Genomic DNA, 12,789 nt, shown 5'->3' with positions numbered 1-12,789 from the left:
CATATTATTAACGGATAACGATATCAACTTCTTTGTTTTTTAAGAAAAAATTACCTTCATACCTCAATTTTAATTTCGAATCTGCATTAGCTTGGGCCACTAAATTACCAGTAACGGTAGCTCCGACATCGAGGTCGCCACTTTTTAAGGTATCAACACCATCTACATAGGTAAAACCGGTACTGCTTGAAACACCATCTTCGTTTAAAGAAAAATCCAAGGGATTAAAAGACACTTTCTTTTTAGTTCCATTCGTAATTGTAATATTCATGATTACAAACTGTTTTCCTTCATCAGGGGTTGAGTATCCTTCTTCATTAGAGTATCTGACATCATTCACACGAATCTGATATCCATCTATATCTACTGTGTCGCCGATGTTGAACGTCTGTTCAGGAGCCTCTTTTGAATCACTTGCTCGAGCGTTACTTTCTTGTTTAGAGGTAACTTTTTTTGCGGAACCACTATCATTGTCACCCCCGCCACTTAAAGCTCCGCCGGCAATCACTACCAATATGATTACAAGAAGCCAAAACCACACTTTCTTATAGAAAGGTTTTTGTACTTTATAAAGTTTTCCATCGGATCCCATAACTTTTTTTGCCATTAAAATTCAACTCTTTTCTTCTTTTTTTGATAAAGTTCAAAATAGACTCACTAATTGGTCCCTTATTCCGCACAATCTGAATCTTACTGTTTTAGAAATACTTTTTATAAAAAACAATGCTACCAACTAATAAGATTATGCTCATGCCTAAGAAAGTGAGTCCAGTATGACTGGAATCATTTGTTTTCGGAAGAGTTTTTTGTTTTAAATTTGTTGTCTCAGCTTTAGTAGACGATTTGGTAGGTACAGGAACAGGTGTATTGTTATCCAGATTATCCAGAATATCAGATAAATCTCCTATCGTTACAAAACAAGATACACTGTTAACTCCGTCACTAAAAGTTACTTTGTATAATCCTGGAAGAGATGTATTAATCGTTTCAATGCTTTTGTCGCTATTTTCTTTGGAAAGAGTGAGCCCTAGTTCTTTTGCGTGTTTTTCAGTCATCACCCTCACATTTTCAAATTTAGCTTTCCCTAACAGTGCGTTCAAATCATAATGATATACTTCTGCATCTTTAGTAGCATAAACATAGTCTGTAGTTTTGATTTCAATGATTAGATTCTGTTTATTCCCATCATAAGAAACTAAATCTAATAATTGATTTTTTGATAAGACCCCACCTAATTTTATAGGGAAGAATCTATTTTTAGTTGAGAGTTTGTGGGGAGTTTCTTTCTTTGTTGTAGATTCAATTGTCCCATCTGTTTTCGTAGTAGTATCCTGCGTAGATGTTTTTGTTGCGCCCTCGTCCTTAGAGGTACTTGTTGAACCAATATCAGAATTTATTGTAGAATCTGTTGTTGAGCTGGTCTTTCCGGAATCCATTGTAGTCGTAGAATCTGTTGTTGAACTAAATTTTGTGGAACCTGTTGTTGCTGTTTGGGTATCGCTACTCGATGTAGAAGTATCCATAACGTGAACCAATGGCTCTAAGAACTTAGGAACTGAGTCATCAATATAAAAACCAAGATACGCTTTCTCCACGTTAATGTCTCGTTTTGGCACACGTACAGTGACATTGAATGGGGCACCAATAATTGTAATATATTCAACTTGACTTTCTGGAAGATTTTTAAATTCGTCTGGATTTTTTTTAGCTTTATCTATATCCTCTTTTTGTAATTGAACATTTACGTCATAAACTTCTTCTTTATATTTTTGTTGAGCATCTTGGCGTCTTTTTGAATTTCCAAATAAAGGTTCCCAACTATTATTTTCGTATCTGTAAGTATCTTCCCCATCACCGACATTTCGAATCCACCAATCCCCCTCAACCGCATTTTGAGGTTCTTCTAGTTGCTTAAAATATTCCATCGCATCTGCTTTTATTCCACCTGCAAACCCAAATAAACCGAAAACAACAAAGATGACTAAAAGTTTCTTTTTCATTAAAAGACCTCCCTTTATTTGTTAACTTTTAGATTGGAAAATAAAAAACACCTAGCAAATAAAGCAACAGAGTGAATTTCTTTAAAAGCAGAAGTTTGTTCAATCCTCATTGACACTGTCCCACCATTCATCAACAGAATGAAATGATTCAGTATTTCCGCTTTCAACATCTAAACGAGCTTCAATATTTTCTAAGTCTTTTAGTTTATAGATATACTCAATGATTAAATCTAATTGTTCATCATCAAGACTATTCAATAGTTGGGTAATTTTTTCCGTTTCGTTCAAGCACATGACCACCCTTCATTGTTTATACACATCGCCACGGTTGCCTATTTTTACGATGTGTATAATTAATTCGTCAACGGTGTAAATCACACGATAATTTCCGACACGTAAACGTTTATATGGTTCTTGGCCATGCAGAATTTTGATATCTCCTTTAGGAATTTGAGAGATAGCTTGAATAATTCGTAATTGAGTTTTTTTATCTTGCTTTTTAAGAAATTTAGCTGCAAGTTTAGAATAAATTACTTTTCTCATAATTTTAGGCCAAGTTCTTTGTATAACTCTTCAGCTGAAATATATTTTTTATCTTCTTCCGAGCTTTCTTCATATTCCTTGATCATCTGTAAATCAAATTCGTCTGGTTCAACAGTTTCAATTGCATTTACTAACATTGTATAGATAAAACTATACACTTTTTTCGCTTGTTCATCGGATAAGTTATCTGTCATCCGTTTGATTTCTTCTTTTGTAGTCACTGTACATAACCTCCCTTCGTTATTTATATACATCACCACGACTACCTATCTTCATAATTGTATAAATACAACCTGACTCATCAAAAATGACACGATAGGGACCTATTCTCAATCGTTTATAAGGATGATATCCTCGAAGTGGTTTAACATCGCCGTCTGGTAATGAATAGATAGCATTGATGATTCGCTGTTTTGTTTTAACATCTAATTTCTGTAAAAATTTAAGGGGTTGCTTTTTGAAAATAACTTGTTTCATTATGCAATACCCAATTCTTTTTTTATTTCATCATAAGTAAAAGTTTGACCGTCGTCTTCTTGATCAATATTAGCTAACAGCTTTTTATAAAACTCATCAACTACCACTTCACCGTTTTCGTCTATCAGATCATCTTTATCATTTATTAATTTATAAACTAGTTGTAATACGATTTCAGTTGCTTCTTCGTCTAGATTTTGAATAGCGTAAGATAATTCTTCTTGTTTTGAATTCACTCTACATACCCACCTTTCATTACCTTTCTTTTGTTTCCCGCAAAGGGAAAAGTAAACTAACGATTGCAAACAGGAGAGCAGGAATAATATAAGACCAAAGTTCAGAAAATAAACGAAAAATTCAAAAATCCTCCACTCTCGCACCTTGTGTTTACATTGCTAGCGAAACCTATTATTGTTATTTCCGTTGGTATAAATAATCCAAATAGCAAGGCAAAGTACAATAATTAATCCAACTCTAATTATAGAAATGGGCATGGGTATCACCTCGGTTTGTTACAATACTTTTCCAATAATTCGAACATCTGATAGTGGATAAACCATATTAGGTAATAGTTATTAAAAAACAGAGGTTAACAGTGAATATCTAATAGTTCTCTTTTCTTTAATTCAAATTCTTCTTGAGTAATAACTTCTGAATCAAGTAATTCTTTAAGTTCTTTTAATTGTTCAGTAGTAGAAGATTTTTTTGATGTTTTAAGGGATTTAGGGTCGCTGTATTCAATATTTGCGATAAATCGTTCTAAGTTATTTGCTTGAGCAGAATTGAGAAAAACTTTTATTTCTTTTATAGAATTATCTTCTGGATTTCTTAAAAATATTTTTCCTTCACTACCTAATTCTGTTGTCGTAGTAGTAGATTCAGTATCAACTTTACTTTTCCGCTTTCCAGAACTACCTATAATTGCTCCAACAGGACCCAGTAGTGCAGCACCAACAACGGTTTTTCCAGTTCTACCTTTTGTTTTAATATCTCCTTTAGTAATTGTTTTTTGTGTTGTAGTGCTTCCATTCCATTCAAAACGTTCAAATAAATATTTGATTGCATCAGGATTATAATTTTTAGAGATGTAAAAGTAATTATTGATATCACGTCTTAAAACAATAGAGTCAAGTTTTTTACTAAAAGATTTTTTTACAGACAAAACTAATTTTTGTTCTTTTTTATTTTCTTCGTAATTTGAAAGAGCAGTATTTGCAACATCTTCTATAGGTTTTATTATTTCACCAATGTTATTCCCAGAGATTTCCTTGTTTTTGAGAGTCTTATATTGGTTGTTGGCAACTTCTTTCATTTTGTTAAATAAATCCATAGTATTATCTCCCTTCTGTTTATATATTTATGAAAGTATTTACAATTAAATTAGTAAAAAAGAGTATGTAATCTTTTTATTTTTAGTAGTGATTACATAACCACTTTTCCAATGATTCTAAATTCATCTGCATCAGTTACGATGATATCGTCATAATCGCTATTGAATGATTGAAGTCTTGCATGATCGTTTTCAAACCATATGCGTTTTAGAAAAGCTTGTCCATTTACAATGACTACTCCGATTGCACCACTGAAAACTTCTAGTTGTTCTTTGACAAACACGTAGTCACTATGGTGGAAAATTGGCTCCATAGAATTACCATTTACACTTAAACAAAAGTCAGCACCCTCAGGGATGATTTCAGTAGGGAGGGTAAGTTCCTCTCTATGTTCATCTTCTAAAAATTCACCAGTACCGGCAGAAACAGCACCTCGCCAATCAATCAAGGACATATCCTTTTTGTGTTTTTTGCGTTCTTTGTATTGTTCTAAAGAGGTGATATTTTTATTTCGACTGTTTTCTTTTTCTTGTTCTTCTAACTGAGTTTTTGCAAAGTGATAAACTTTTTCTTGGCGAGGTGTTTCTAGTTTTGTTGAAGTTTCATTAATTAAAGTAAGGATAGTAGATGAACTTTTTTCCCCACCATACATAAGCGTATTTATATCAGTGTTAAAGATAAAAGTCATAGTAGATAAATCTTTAGCCATAGGAGTACTAGCTCCAGAAACCCATTTTGAGACAGTACTTTCTGTTTTGCCTAATTTGTTTCCTAATTCTTTCATAGTCATTTTTTCTTGTGTTAAGAAATAGCGAATCATTTTCCCTACAACTATATCTTTAGCATGCATAGAGCACCTCCACATCATATTTGATTATAGTATAAAATAAACTTGATTTATTTTCAAGTTTTTGTTGACTTGAATTAAATTCAAGTTTATAATGTGCTTATAAGTTAGAGAGGAGGATATCTATGAATGATATAGAAGTAATTATTAAGAAAAAGGGCTTAAAAAAGAAGTATGTTGCTTCATATTTAGGAATTAGACCCGAAACTCTTTCCAGAAAATTAAAGAATCCTGAAACGTTTTCAGCTATTCAAATGGCTGCTTTATCAAGACTTTTAGAAAAAGATATTTCTAAATTGGATTTTCATGTCATTTTTTTTAAAAAAGAACTTGAATTTAATTCAAGTTAGAAGTCGTAGTATTGATAAACAAACAGCATAGCGAAATATAATTGATAGGAGGTGTAGACAGTGGAGAAACAAAAAAACGAATTACCCACAGATAAAAGAAAAAAATGTCCTCGTGATGAATCGAACGAGAACATTCAATTAAGGGATATGAAACTACGATTAAACGCTGAAACTGTTGTTTTCCCTCATGAAATTTTTATGAAGGAGAAGGATCAACAAAATCAGGGTTTGGATGCTGATAACTAGGTGAGAAAGAATCATCTGTATCTTGGAACCATTTAAAGTTTGAATCAATGTGGAAGTCTTTTCCTATCGCTTCTATGATAATAATCAATCCATTATCGTATTCGTATCTTCTCTTATCATATCCTTGTCTTCTTTCTAGAATAACGATGTCGGGTAACCCTTTTGGTGTATTTAAATTGGTTCCATCAGGTGTTTTAAACATATAATCCATAAATTTTCACCTCACTTTCGAACTAATCTTATCAAGAGGTGAAATGCAAAACAACCAGTATAGGAGGTGTTGAAATGTCAGTACTTCAAATAGATGAAATTGATTTGGGGCCAGCATTGCAAGCGATAGTGAAAGAAGCAGCTGCTGAAGAAGCAAAGAAAATAGCCACAGACTTCATCGAAGAATATAAGAAAAAATTGGACGCTCCTAGAGCAATGAATTATACGCAAGCCGCTAAGTATCTGGATACGAGCTACAACACACTTACTAAAAAGTTGATTCGAAAAGGGTACATCAAAGTAGTACTTATCGATGGGTATGAAAGAATTACCCGAGAAGAAGCAGATCGTTTTTTAAGAGAAAATTCAAAATAATGAACCTAGCGTGGGGCGAAGGTGAGTTTATTATGAGGTATACACTAAATCAAGAATGTTTGATTCACAAATTGGTTAAGTAAAAAGTGAACGAACTGCAAACTCTACTATACGGTAAAGATGTGTTAAGTGATCGACAGCGCGAAAGTGCTAGAAAAGAACTCAAGCAATATCAAGAACTACTTTATCAAAACCGATTGAATCGGCAAATAGATTTGAGGTGAGAGAATGAAAATCACAATCGAAGCGACACCGGGAGAAGTAAAAGAATTGCTCCAAGCTATTGAGAGTAGCCAGGAGCAAATAAAACTTAAACTTCCTGTTGCAATAAAGGACGATAAAATCACTTTTCGCGAAGTTCGTATTTAGAAAGAATGTCACTAAGAACTTTACTATTAATTTTGCAATATCATTTTGAATATTCATGCTGTTTCACCTCCTTATCAGTTATTTCAGCAGATCACTTGCTGATAAGGAAAGTATACAACAGAAAGGAAGGACCAAAAATGTCAAAAGAAAAACTGGAACCTGGAACGTTTATCCGTAGAAATTTGCTCATTCATAAAGGGGTTAACTCTGACATGGACGTATCTGAAAAAGCTGTGCAATTAGCTCAAGAAATTGCGAATCTCATTAATCACTTTGAAGTGAATTATTATGAAATTAATCAAGCGATTATCTTAGTGGACAATGGATTCTACGAAAAGGCACTTAAAAATGAACGGAATGGTTCGGCTTTGGAGCAAGATTTTCTAGATTGAATTTTTCATAAACATTTTTTGATGCTCCTAAAACCATAGAGACATGGCTTTCAGGAATACCTTCAGGACTTAAATCTGCGCGTTGATTAATACCTAACAGTATCCAGCCATTATGGAGTAATCGATTCACTAGTGTGCTGTTAAGTGCTGCTATTGATTCAACATGATAAATATCTTTGTAATCCATATTGTTCACCTCGCTTTACTAAACATATACAAGAGAGAAGAGAAGAGAAAATGTCAAAAGAAAAACTAGATTTTATCAAAACGGTATTCCCACATGTAGAAAAAATTCTACCATTCGCAACAGAAGATAATCTTGAAAAGTTATTTGAACAAGCGCAACAAAAAGTAGACTATGAGTTAACGGAGGCGCAGTTTGAATGAAAAAAAGACCACCTGAGCGATCATTTTTTATCGGTTCTACCCACAAGATAGTCTAAGCTGACCTCGAAATAGTCGGCGAGGGCGATGAGAGTATCAAGCTTTGGTTCACTGTCCCCAGATTCATAACGTTGATATTGCCGATTATTAATTTTTAAAAATAATGCCATATCGGTTTGTTTTAAACCTTGTTCTTTCCTTAGTTTAGCAAGGTTTTCTGAAAGTCTTTTAGTCATTATATTCCTCCAAAAAAATATATTGACACGACACATCACAGCGTGTATATTATAAGTAAGCACGACATGAAATTGCGTGTTAATCTAGAAAGTAGGGACTGATGTGTTAGTAAAGAATTATCGTAAACAAAAAAAGCTAACTCAAAAAGAGGTAGCGCAGAAGATTGGTATTAACGAGCGTCAATACCAAAGAATTGAAGCAGGCGAATCATTCGCCACTCAAAAAGTGCTAAACGCACTTGAAGACCTGTTCGAGAAACCTCAGCGTGTACTTTTGGCGAAGCGTGCTGAGGAAGTTCCGAACTATATGAAAAACTATCTGTAAATAGTATACCACGGAGGAATAACAAATGGCAGAAAAAACTTTAGAAGAGTACAAAAAAGAAAATGAGCGATTAAGACTTGAAATCCAATTATTGAAACGTCCAGTAGAAAGAATCACTCAAAATACATTATTCAAAAATGTTGCTTTCTCTGATACAGACGTTCTTCAAACAAATCAAAAACATCAAATAACCAAGAATGTAAAAGAATGGAATGACTTACCTTTTACTAGGATTTATACACTGAATCCTCAAAATCATGGAATAGTAAGAAACGAATCAACGCATTATAACGTTTCGAATCATGCCATCCACGACAGTTTAAGAAAGTTATCCCTAGCGGTTGTCGGTGCAACTAAAAACACGGATTTAGTAATGAAAGAATACATGATAGTAAGAGACACTTATCAAGCGTTAAAGAATCTATTCTTACAAAAGTATGATGAACGATTGATGCAGTTGGATAGAGATAAATCAACGGAGGTGCAATTGAATGAGGATTCGTAGGAATTTGAATGTAAAAGTAGGGGAAAAGAGATGGCTGGCAGCTTTGCATAAAGAGCCGTTGTATCGAACACGCCAGATTCAAGCGATTTGCTACGCGAGTTTATTGCTAAATGTGCTCATGATTATTTGTTGGGTATTCGTATATCTGGCAGGGAGATAAGTATTTGAAAATACAGGTAAGGAGAAATAACATGATTAACGAAAAAATTCAAATGATGCTGAAAGAACTGCACCAAGAATGCGAAAATGTTGGACTTGATGCTTTAGGTGAACAGACAGAGAAAATCAAACCAGACCATACCTTTGTCGTCAATTCTGCAGAAGATATCCCAGATATTTTAAACCGAATTATAAAGGGGGATTTCCAGTGAGCGGATTTACAGCGAAAGAAGCAGCTGCTTATGATCGTTGGAAGACACAACCGCCAGAGGGAACCGCACCCATTGCCTATGATTGGCAAGAGGCTCCACTTTATCCAGGGGACCTGTGTTATATAACCGAAGATGGGTATGTGTTGGAAGATGAAACGAAAGCGTACATGGATGCTGTGTTTAGAAAAGAAGAAATCAACGTATGGGAGGAAAAATAATGGCAAATGAATTAGCGCTGTTACAGCGAGATATCACAGACGTTGTATTAGATAAAGTAACCGAATTAGAAGAGCAGGGTGTTCAATTACCGACGAACTATAATGTGGCGAATGCGTTAAAACAAGCCTTCTTTAAAATAAATGAAGTTCAATTAAGCCAGAAAGAAGGCGGCGGATTGTACATGGAAAAATATGGCCATACACCTGTAGGGAAAGCCAGTGTTGCCAATTCCTTATTAGATATGATCCAGCAAGGGCTCAATCCCGGAAAGAACCAATGCTATTTCATTGCCTATGGGCAAAAGCTCCAAATGTCTCGTTCTTATTTTGGAACACAAACTGCATTGAAACGGTTATCGGACATTGAAGAAGTCAAAGCAGAAGTGATTCATCAAGGGGATGTGTTTGAAATCGGAGCCGTGGCGAATGAAACGGTGGTGACAAAATTTGTTCCCAGCTTTGAAAATTTAGACAATCCGATTGTAGGAGCTTTTGCAACGATTACAAAAAGCGACGGTACAAAGGTTTATACGATTATGACAAAGAAACAAATCGACCAGTCTTGGAGTAAAGCAAAAGTGCAGAAAGTCCAACAAGAATTTCCAGAGGAAATGGCCAAGCGTACGGTAATTAATCGTGCGGCAAAACCGTTTATCAATACGAGTGATGATGCGGATTTATTTTCCGATGCGTTTAACCGTACCACAGCGGGAGATTATGATTATTCGCAACACGAAGCTTCGAAAAAAGCACAAACGATTACAGAACGCTTTAAAACAATGAAACAAGCAGAAGCTGTTCAAGAGGAGAAGAACGCAGAGACTACTGAAACAAAACAGCTAAAGCGTTTCTCTGAAGAAATGGAAGAAGCAACGGACGAAAGCATTCATGAAGGTGGGGGAACGTCAGATGGGTCAGAAGGAACACAAACAGCCTTTGATTTGTATGGAACCGGAAGCGGAGAACACGAACTCTTTGCAGCAGCAGATACGCCTTTCTGAGGACAATTACTACTCAAATGAGGCAGATTGGCAGTACTTATCTGTTAGCCAGTTTAAAAGCTGGCAAAAATGCCCAGCGGCTACGTTAGCTAAGTTGAAGGGAGATTGGCAACCAACAAGTAATCCTACTGCATTATTAGTTGGGAATTATGTCCATTCTTATTTTGAATCGAAAGAAGCTCATGAAGCTTTTTTAGAAAAAAATAAAGCAGCTATTTTTAAGAAAAACGGTGGCGAACGTGCAGAATTTGTTCAAGCGATGAACATGATTGAGGCATTAGAATATGACGATTTTTTCAACTTTCTTTATCAAGGAGAGAAAGAAGTCATCGTGACAGGGGAGTTATACGGTGCAGAGTGGAAAGGAAAAATTGACTGTTTAAATGTGGAAGAAGGCTATTTTGTGGATTTAAAAACGACCAAAGATATTCGTCAGGGAATATGGTCTGAAAAGTATCGGACACGTGTTTCTTTTGTAGAAGATTACGGCTATCTCATTCAAATGGGCATCTATAGCCAGCTATTAGAAATGAAATACAAAAAACCATTCGAAGCGTTTATAATAGCAGTATCGAAGCAAGATCCACCAGATAAAGAAGCCATTCGAATTGATTCATGGCGTTATGAATCAGAGTTGTTAGAGGTAAAACATGATCTGCCAGAAATACTTCGAATGAAATATGGGGAACAAGCCCCTAGACGGTGCGGACACTGTGAGTACTGCCGGAAAACAAAACAGCTTTCAGATTTTGTCGAAGTTGGTGAGTTGTTGGACAGCAGGGAGTGACCTAAATGGGAGGATGGCTCAAACTTTATCGTCAACTTCTTGCCAAGCCCATCTGGTTAGAATCGACTCCAGAGCAAAAAGTCATCTTAGTGACACTTCTGGTCATGGCGAATCATGAAGAGAAAGAATGGGAATGGAAAGGGGTCCCCTATAAAACGAAACCGGGACAATTAATTACTTCTTTATCCAGTATTGCTGAAAAGGCTGGAAAAGGTGTTTCCATACAAAATGTGAGGACTGCGTTAAAACGTTTTGAAAAATACGAATTTCTAACAGACGAATCAACAGAGAAAAATCGACTCATAACCATTGTTAATTGGGGCTTTTATCAAGCATCAGAAAACGAGGGTAACAATCAAACTAACAGACAGCTAACAAACGACCAACAGACACCTAACAAACAGCTAACAACTAACAAGAATATAAAGAATATAAAGAATGATAAGAATGTAAAGAATAAAACATTATCGTCGCAAACACGCAAAAAGCGCATTTACGACCTTGACTCAAATTACTATCAACTCGCAGAACGGCTATTCAAACAGATTTGTCAGAATCAGGAAATCAAGCAACCGAATTTAAATCGTTGGGCCGACGATATTCGGAAAATGATCGAGATCGACAAGCGGACCGAAGACCAAGTAAGCCGGATGATTGACTGGAGTCAAGCCAATTCTTTTTGGGCAGCCAATATCTTGTCTGCAAAAAAATTGCGTGAGAAATACGACACGATGGCGGCACAAGCGAACCGCCAGTACAAGCAAATGCAAAACAGGCAAGCAGAACGTCCAAGACCAAAGCCAAAATCGAATTCGGGGGTGTATTTCTAGATGCAATTTGAACTGTTACAGCAAGTGAAACCAACGGCCAAAGTGTGCCCCAAACATCAAATTCCGCTCGTGTCGTTTCGAAATCAAACGCCTTTTTGTACCGCATGCAAACAAGAAGCGTTGGCTGAACAAGAGCGGAAACAGGTACAAGAAGCTACGGAGCGAGCGTACCGACGTCGGACGATCGAGGTGCTGGCAAAAGATTCTCTGCTGGGGGACGACTCGTTAAAAGCTGTAGGTTTTCACAATTACCGTACGGAGAATTTCGAGACCCAAAAAGCGCTAGAACAGGCACAACTCTTTGCCAGCGAATACCTTACGATCTTTCGTCAATTGCACCAACTCAAAGCAAAGTGGTTGTTCGCCAAAGAGAACAGCCGGCCGGACTCAGAAGAAGTGCAACGGTTGGAAGCGGCTTACCAAAAGTATGACCGAGAAACACGCTTTAACGTCGTTTTCACAGGGGCGCCGGGTGTAGGGAAATCCCATTTGGCCATGTCGATGTTGCAGGCGATCAATACGCAAGCAACCCCTTATGTGAGCTGTTTGTTTATCTCGACTGTAGATTTGATGCGGAAAGTCAAAGATTCCTTTCGCAACAAAGAAAGCCGCTATACGGAAGAAAATATGACGCAACTCTTACGCAAAGTGGATTTGTTAGTACTTGACGATGTAGGAAGTGAATCCAGTCTTCAACGTTTACAACGAGAAAAAGATGTACAGCAACTGGAATCCAGTCGCTATAATCAAGAGTTTCTCTATGGTGTCTTGAATGCACGCGGGCGGACAATCTTAACAACAAATTTAAATTCGGAGGAGTTTGACCAGCTCTATAACGAGAAACTCGTCAGTCGGATGTTCCGAGGCGCACAAGGAAGGGTGATTCAATTTACCCAAGCAACCCCAGACAAACGGACCCGACTACGATTTTGAGGGGAGATGATCTTGTGAAATGTGCGAGATGCCGAGACGAACGTGTCATTTGGACAAGG

25 protein-coding genes are annotated in these 12,789 nt (G+C 36.3%); 13 read left to right on the top strand and 12 right to left on the bottom strand.

Features of this window, described 5'->3' with window-relative positions:
* Window positions 1-7: 7 nt before the first annotated feature.
* From IGI65_RS00275 to IGI65_RS00235, 9 genes are all read right to left on the bottom strand, one after another.
* Window positions 8-607: a DUF4352 domain-containing protein gene (locus IGI65_RS00275; protein ID WP_438772877.1), complete on the bottom strand. Its 600-nt coding sequence runs from the start codon at window positions 605-607 to the stop codon at window positions 8-10.
* Window positions 608-698: 91 nt separating this feature from the next.
* Window positions 699-2,000, bottom strand: coding sequence for an LPXTG cell wall anchor domain-containing protein (locus IGI65_RS00270; RefSeq protein WP_438772876.1), 1,302 nt, complete (start codon window positions 1,998-2,000; stop codon window positions 699-701).
* A 99-nt stretch (window positions 2,001-2,099) separates the two neighbouring features.
* Entirely contained in the window at window positions 2,100-2,294 is a 195-nt protein-coding gene (locus tag IGI65_RS00265) for a hypothetical protein (RefSeq protein ID WP_010747115.1), read from the bottom strand.
* Window positions 2,295-2,303: 9 nt separating this feature from the next.
* Window positions 2,304-2,543 carry a type II toxin-antitoxin system RelE family toxin gene (locus IGI65_RS00260; RefSeq protein WP_010747114.1) on the bottom strand — a complete coding sequence of 80 codons (240 nt, stop codon included), beginning with the start codon at window positions 2,541-2,543 and terminating at the stop codon, window positions 2,304-2,306.
* Window positions 2,540-2,764 carry a hypothetical protein gene (locus IGI65_RS00255; RefSeq protein WP_438772875.1) on the bottom strand — a complete coding sequence of 75 codons (225 nt, stop codon included), beginning with the start codon at window positions 2,762-2,764 and terminating at the stop codon, window positions 2,540-2,542. The genes IGI65_RS00260 and IGI65_RS00255 overlap by 4 nt, the downstream gene beginning before the upstream one ends.
* 19 nt (window positions 2,765-2,783) lie before the next feature.
* Window positions 2,784-3,020 carry a type II toxin-antitoxin system RelE family toxin gene (locus tag IGI65_RS00250; RefSeq protein ID WP_010747112.1) on the bottom strand — a complete coding sequence of 79 codons (237 nt, stop codon included), beginning with the start codon at window positions 3,018-3,020 and terminating at the stop codon, window positions 2,784-2,786.
* Window positions 3,020-3,256 carry a hypothetical protein gene (locus tag IGI65_RS00245; protein ID WP_010747111.1) on the bottom strand — a complete coding sequence of 79 codons (237 nt, stop codon included), beginning with the start codon at window positions 3,254-3,256 and terminating at the stop codon, window positions 3,020-3,022. The genes IGI65_RS00250 and IGI65_RS00245 overlap by 1 nt, the downstream gene beginning before the upstream one ends.
* A 353-nt stretch (window positions 3,257-3,609) precedes the next feature.
* Window positions 3,610-4,350 (bottom strand): SHOCT domain-containing protein, encoded by a 741-nt coding sequence (locus tag IGI65_RS00240; protein WP_010747110.1) that lies wholly within the window; start codon window positions 4,348-4,350, stop codon window positions 3,610-3,612.
* A gap of 92 nt (window positions 4,351-4,442) precedes the next feature.
* Complete coding sequence (locus IGI65_RS00235; protein ID WP_010747109.1) at window positions 4,443-5,201, bottom strand: S24 family peptidase; 759 nt, start codon at window positions 5,199-5,201, stop codon at window positions 4,443-4,445.
* A gap of 122 nt (window positions 5,202-5,323) precedes the next feature.
* Here IGI65_RS00235 and IGI65_RS00230 point away from each other — a divergent pair, with 122 nt between their 5' ends.
* Complete coding sequence (locus IGI65_RS00230) at window positions 5,324-5,548, top strand: hypothetical protein (RefSeq protein ID WP_010747108.1); 225 nt, start codon at window positions 5,324-5,326, stop codon at window positions 5,546-5,548.
* A 196-nt stretch (window positions 5,549-5,744) separates the two neighbouring features.
* Here IGI65_RS00230 and IGI65_RS00225 read toward each other — a convergent pair whose 3' ends face one another.
* On the bottom strand, window positions 5,745-6,005 hold the full coding sequence (locus IGI65_RS00225; RefSeq protein WP_438772874.1) for a hypothetical protein: 261 nt from the start codon (window positions 6,003-6,005) through the stop codon (window positions 5,745-5,747).
* 74 nt (window positions 6,006-6,079) lie between these two features.
* Here IGI65_RS00225 and IGI65_RS00220 point away from each other — a divergent pair, with 74 nt between their 5' ends.
* The 3 genes from IGI65_RS00220 to IGI65_RS00210 all read left to right on the top strand — a co-directional run bounded on the left by IGI65_RS00220 (window position 6,080) and on the right by IGI65_RS00210 (window position 7,140).
* On the top strand, window positions 6,080-6,379 hold the full coding sequence (locus IGI65_RS00220; RefSeq protein ID WP_010747105.1) for a helix-turn-helix domain-containing protein: 300 nt from the start codon (window positions 6,080-6,082) through the stop codon (window positions 6,377-6,379).
* Between the two features lie 228 nt (window positions 6,380-6,607).
* Window positions 6,608-6,748 (top strand): hypothetical protein, encoded by a 141-nt coding sequence (locus IGI65_RS00215; RefSeq protein WP_438772873.1) that lies wholly within the window; start codon window positions 6,608-6,610, stop codon window positions 6,746-6,748.
* Window positions 6,749-6,885: 137 nt separating this feature from the next.
* The gene (locus IGI65_RS00210) at window positions 6,886-7,140 is read left to right on the top strand and encodes a hypothetical protein (protein ID WP_438772872.1); all 255 of its coding nucleotides are present in this window, start codon (window positions 6,886-6,888) and stop codon (window positions 7,138-7,140) included.
* Here the strand turns inward: IGI65_RS00210 and IGI65_RS00205 are convergent.
* A complete protein-coding gene (locus IGI65_RS00205; protein ID WP_438772871.1) occupies window positions 7,091-7,327 on the bottom strand; it encodes a hypothetical protein in 237 nt (78 codons plus the stop codon). The two genes, IGI65_RS00210 and IGI65_RS00205, sit on opposite strands and share 50 nt — an antisense overlap.
* A 50-nt stretch (window positions 7,328-7,377) precedes the next feature.
* On the opposite strand from IGI65_RS00205, the gene IGI65_RS00200 reads away from it, so the two are divergent.
* A complete protein-coding gene (locus IGI65_RS00200) occupies window positions 7,378-7,527 on the top strand; it encodes a hypothetical protein (RefSeq protein ID WP_010747100.1) in 150 nt (49 codons plus the stop codon).
* Window positions 7,528-7,547: 20 nt separating this feature from the next.
* Here IGI65_RS00200 and IGI65_RS00195 read toward each other — a convergent pair whose 3' ends face one another.
* Window positions 7,548-7,760 carry a helix-turn-helix domain-containing protein gene (locus IGI65_RS00195; RefSeq protein WP_438772870.1) on the bottom strand — a complete coding sequence of 71 codons (213 nt, stop codon included), beginning with the start codon at window positions 7,758-7,760 and terminating at the stop codon, window positions 7,548-7,550.
* A 103-nt stretch (window positions 7,761-7,863) separates the two neighbouring features.
* On the opposite strand from IGI65_RS00195, the gene IGI65_RS00190 reads away from it, so the two are divergent.
* The 8 genes from IGI65_RS00190 to IGI65_RS00155 all read left to right on the top strand — a co-directional run bounded on the left by IGI65_RS00190 (window position 7,864) and on the right by IGI65_RS00155 (window position 12,730).
* Window positions 7,864-8,085 (top strand): helix-turn-helix domain-containing protein, encoded by a 222-nt coding sequence (locus tag IGI65_RS00190; RefSeq protein ID WP_010747098.1) that lies wholly within the window; start codon window positions 7,864-7,866, stop codon window positions 8,083-8,085.
* A 25-nt stretch (window positions 8,086-8,110) separates the two neighbouring features.
* The gene (locus tag IGI65_RS00185) at window positions 8,111-8,590 is read left to right on the top strand and encodes a hypothetical protein (protein WP_438772869.1); all 480 of its coding nucleotides are present in this window, start codon (window positions 8,111-8,113) and stop codon (window positions 8,588-8,590) included.
* A 191-nt stretch (window positions 8,591-8,781) separates the two neighbouring features.
* Window positions 8,782-8,961: a hypothetical protein gene (locus tag IGI65_RS00180; RefSeq protein WP_438772868.1), complete on the top strand. Its 180-nt coding sequence runs from the start codon at window positions 8,782-8,784 to the stop codon at window positions 8,959-8,961.
* Window positions 8,958-9,179, top strand: coding sequence for a hypothetical protein (locus IGI65_RS00175; RefSeq protein WP_010747094.1), 222 nt, complete (start codon window positions 8,958-8,960; stop codon window positions 9,177-9,179). The genes IGI65_RS00180 and IGI65_RS00175 overlap by 4 nt, the downstream gene beginning before the upstream one ends.
* Window positions 9,179-10,180 carry a recombinase RecT gene (locus IGI65_RS00170; RefSeq protein WP_438772867.1) on the top strand — a complete coding sequence of 334 codons (1,002 nt, stop codon included), beginning with the start codon at window positions 9,179-9,181 and terminating at the stop codon, window positions 10,178-10,180. The genes IGI65_RS00175 and IGI65_RS00170 overlap by 1 nt, the downstream gene beginning before the upstream one ends.
* Complete coding sequence (locus IGI65_RS00165; RefSeq protein WP_438772866.1) at window positions 10,089-10,967, top strand: PD-(D/E)XK nuclease-like domain-containing protein; 879 nt, start codon at window positions 10,089-10,091, stop codon at window positions 10,965-10,967. Before IGI65_RS00170 ends, IGI65_RS00165 begins: the two co-directional genes overlap by 92 nt.
* A gap of 5 nt (window positions 10,968-10,972) precedes the next feature.
* Window positions 10,973-11,797 (top strand): hypothetical protein, encoded by an 825-nt coding sequence (locus tag IGI65_RS00160; RefSeq protein WP_438772865.1) that lies wholly within the window; start codon window positions 10,973-10,975, stop codon window positions 11,795-11,797.
* The gene (locus IGI65_RS00155; RefSeq protein WP_438772864.1) at window positions 11,798-12,730 is read left to right on the top strand and encodes an ATP-binding protein; all 933 of its coding nucleotides are present in this window, start codon (window positions 11,798-11,800) and stop codon (window positions 12,728-12,730) included. It abuts the gene before it with no gap.
* The last annotated feature ends 59 nt before the right edge of the window (window positions 12,731-12,789 follow it).

Source organism: Enterococcus sp. DIV0755b (assembly GCF_051713765.1).
Taxonomy (GTDB): Bacteria; Bacillota; Bacilli; order Lactobacillales; family Enterococcaceae; genus Enterococcus_C; species Enterococcus_C canintestini.
This window is presented reverse-complemented; position numbering and strand designations above follow the sequence as displayed.

What these genes read in the sequence shown, in the direction of transcription:
- IGI65_RS00275 (WP_438772877.1), bottom strand. Translation starts at nt 607, where the DNA reads ATGGCAAAAAAAGTTATGGGATCCGATGGAAAACTTTATAAAGTACAA.
- IGI65_RS00220 (WP_010747105.1), top strand. Translation starts at nt 6,080, where the DNA reads ATGTCAGTACTTCAAATAGATGAAATTGATTTGGGGCCAGCATTGCAA.
- IGI65_RS00260 (WP_010747114.1), bottom strand. Translation starts at nt 2,543, where the DNA reads ATGAGAAAAGTAATTTATTCTAAACTTGCAGCTAAATTTCTTAAAAAG.
- IGI65_RS00155 (WP_438772864.1), top strand. Translation starts at nt 11,798, where the DNA reads ATGCAATTTGAACTGTTACAGCAAGTGAAACCAACGGCCAAAGTGTGC.
- IGI65_RS00230 (WP_010747108.1), top strand. Translation starts at nt 5,324, where the DNA reads ATGAATGATATAGAAGTAATTATTAAGAAAAAGGGCTTAAAAAAGAAG.
- IGI65_RS00240 (WP_010747110.1), bottom strand. Translation starts at nt 4,350, where the DNA reads ATGGATTTATTTAACAAAATGAAAGAAGTTGCCAACAACCAATATAAG.
- IGI65_RS00200 (WP_010747100.1), top strand. Translation starts at nt 7,378, where the DNA reads ATGTCAAAAGAAAAACTAGATTTTATCAAAACGGTATTCCCACATGTA.
- IGI65_RS00160 (WP_438772865.1), top strand. Translation starts at nt 10,973, where the DNA reads ATGGGAGGATGGCTCAAACTTTATCGTCAACTTCTTGCCAAGCCCATC.
- IGI65_RS00205 (WP_438772871.1), bottom strand. Translation starts at nt 7,327, where the DNA reads ATGGATTACAAAGATATTTATCATGTTGAATCAATAGCAGCACTTAAC.
- IGI65_RS00210 (WP_438772872.1), top strand. Translation starts at nt 6,886, where the DNA reads ATGTCAAAAGAAAAACTGGAACCTGGAACGTTTATCCGTAGAAATTTG.
- IGI65_RS00215 (WP_438772873.1), top strand. Translation starts at nt 6,608, where the DNA reads ATGAAAATCACAATCGAAGCGACACCGGGAGAAGTAAAAGAATTGCTC.
- IGI65_RS00265 (WP_010747115.1), bottom strand. Translation starts at nt 2,294, where the DNA reads ATGTGCTTGAACGAAACGGAAAAAATTACCCAACTATTGAATAGTCTT.
- IGI65_RS00270 (WP_438772876.1), bottom strand. Translation starts at nt 2,000, where the DNA reads ATGAAAAAGAAACTTTTAGTCATCTTTGTTGTTTTCGGTTTATTTGGG.
- IGI65_RS00180 (WP_438772868.1), top strand. Translation starts at nt 8,782, where the DNA reads ATGATTAACGAAAAAATTCAAATGATGCTGAAAGAACTGCACCAAGAA.
- IGI65_RS00185 (WP_438772869.1), top strand. Translation starts at nt 8,111, where the DNA reads ATGGCAGAAAAAACTTTAGAAGAGTACAAAAAAGAAAATGAGCGATTA.
- IGI65_RS00195 (WP_438772870.1), bottom strand. Translation starts at nt 7,760, where the DNA reads ATGACTAAAAGACTTTCAGAAAACCTTGCTAAACTAAGGAAAGAACAA.
- IGI65_RS00235 (WP_010747109.1), bottom strand. Translation starts at nt 5,201, where the DNA reads ATGCATGCTAAAGATATAGTTGTAGGGAAAATGATTCGCTATTTCTTA.
- IGI65_RS00165 (WP_438772866.1), top strand. Translation starts at nt 10,089, where the DNA reads ATGGGTCAGAAGGAACACAAACAGCCTTTGATTTGTATGGAACCGGAA.
- IGI65_RS00225 (WP_438772874.1), bottom strand. Translation starts at nt 6,005, where the DNA reads ATGGATTATATGTTTAAAACACCTGATGGAACCAATTTAAATACACCA.
- IGI65_RS00170 (WP_438772867.1), top strand. Translation starts at nt 9,179, where the DNA reads ATGGCAAATGAATTAGCGCTGTTACAGCGAGATATCACAGACGTTGTA.
- IGI65_RS00250 (WP_010747112.1), bottom strand. Translation starts at nt 3,020, where the DNA reads ATGAAACAAGTTATTTTCAAAAAGCAACCCCTTAAATTTTTACAGAAA.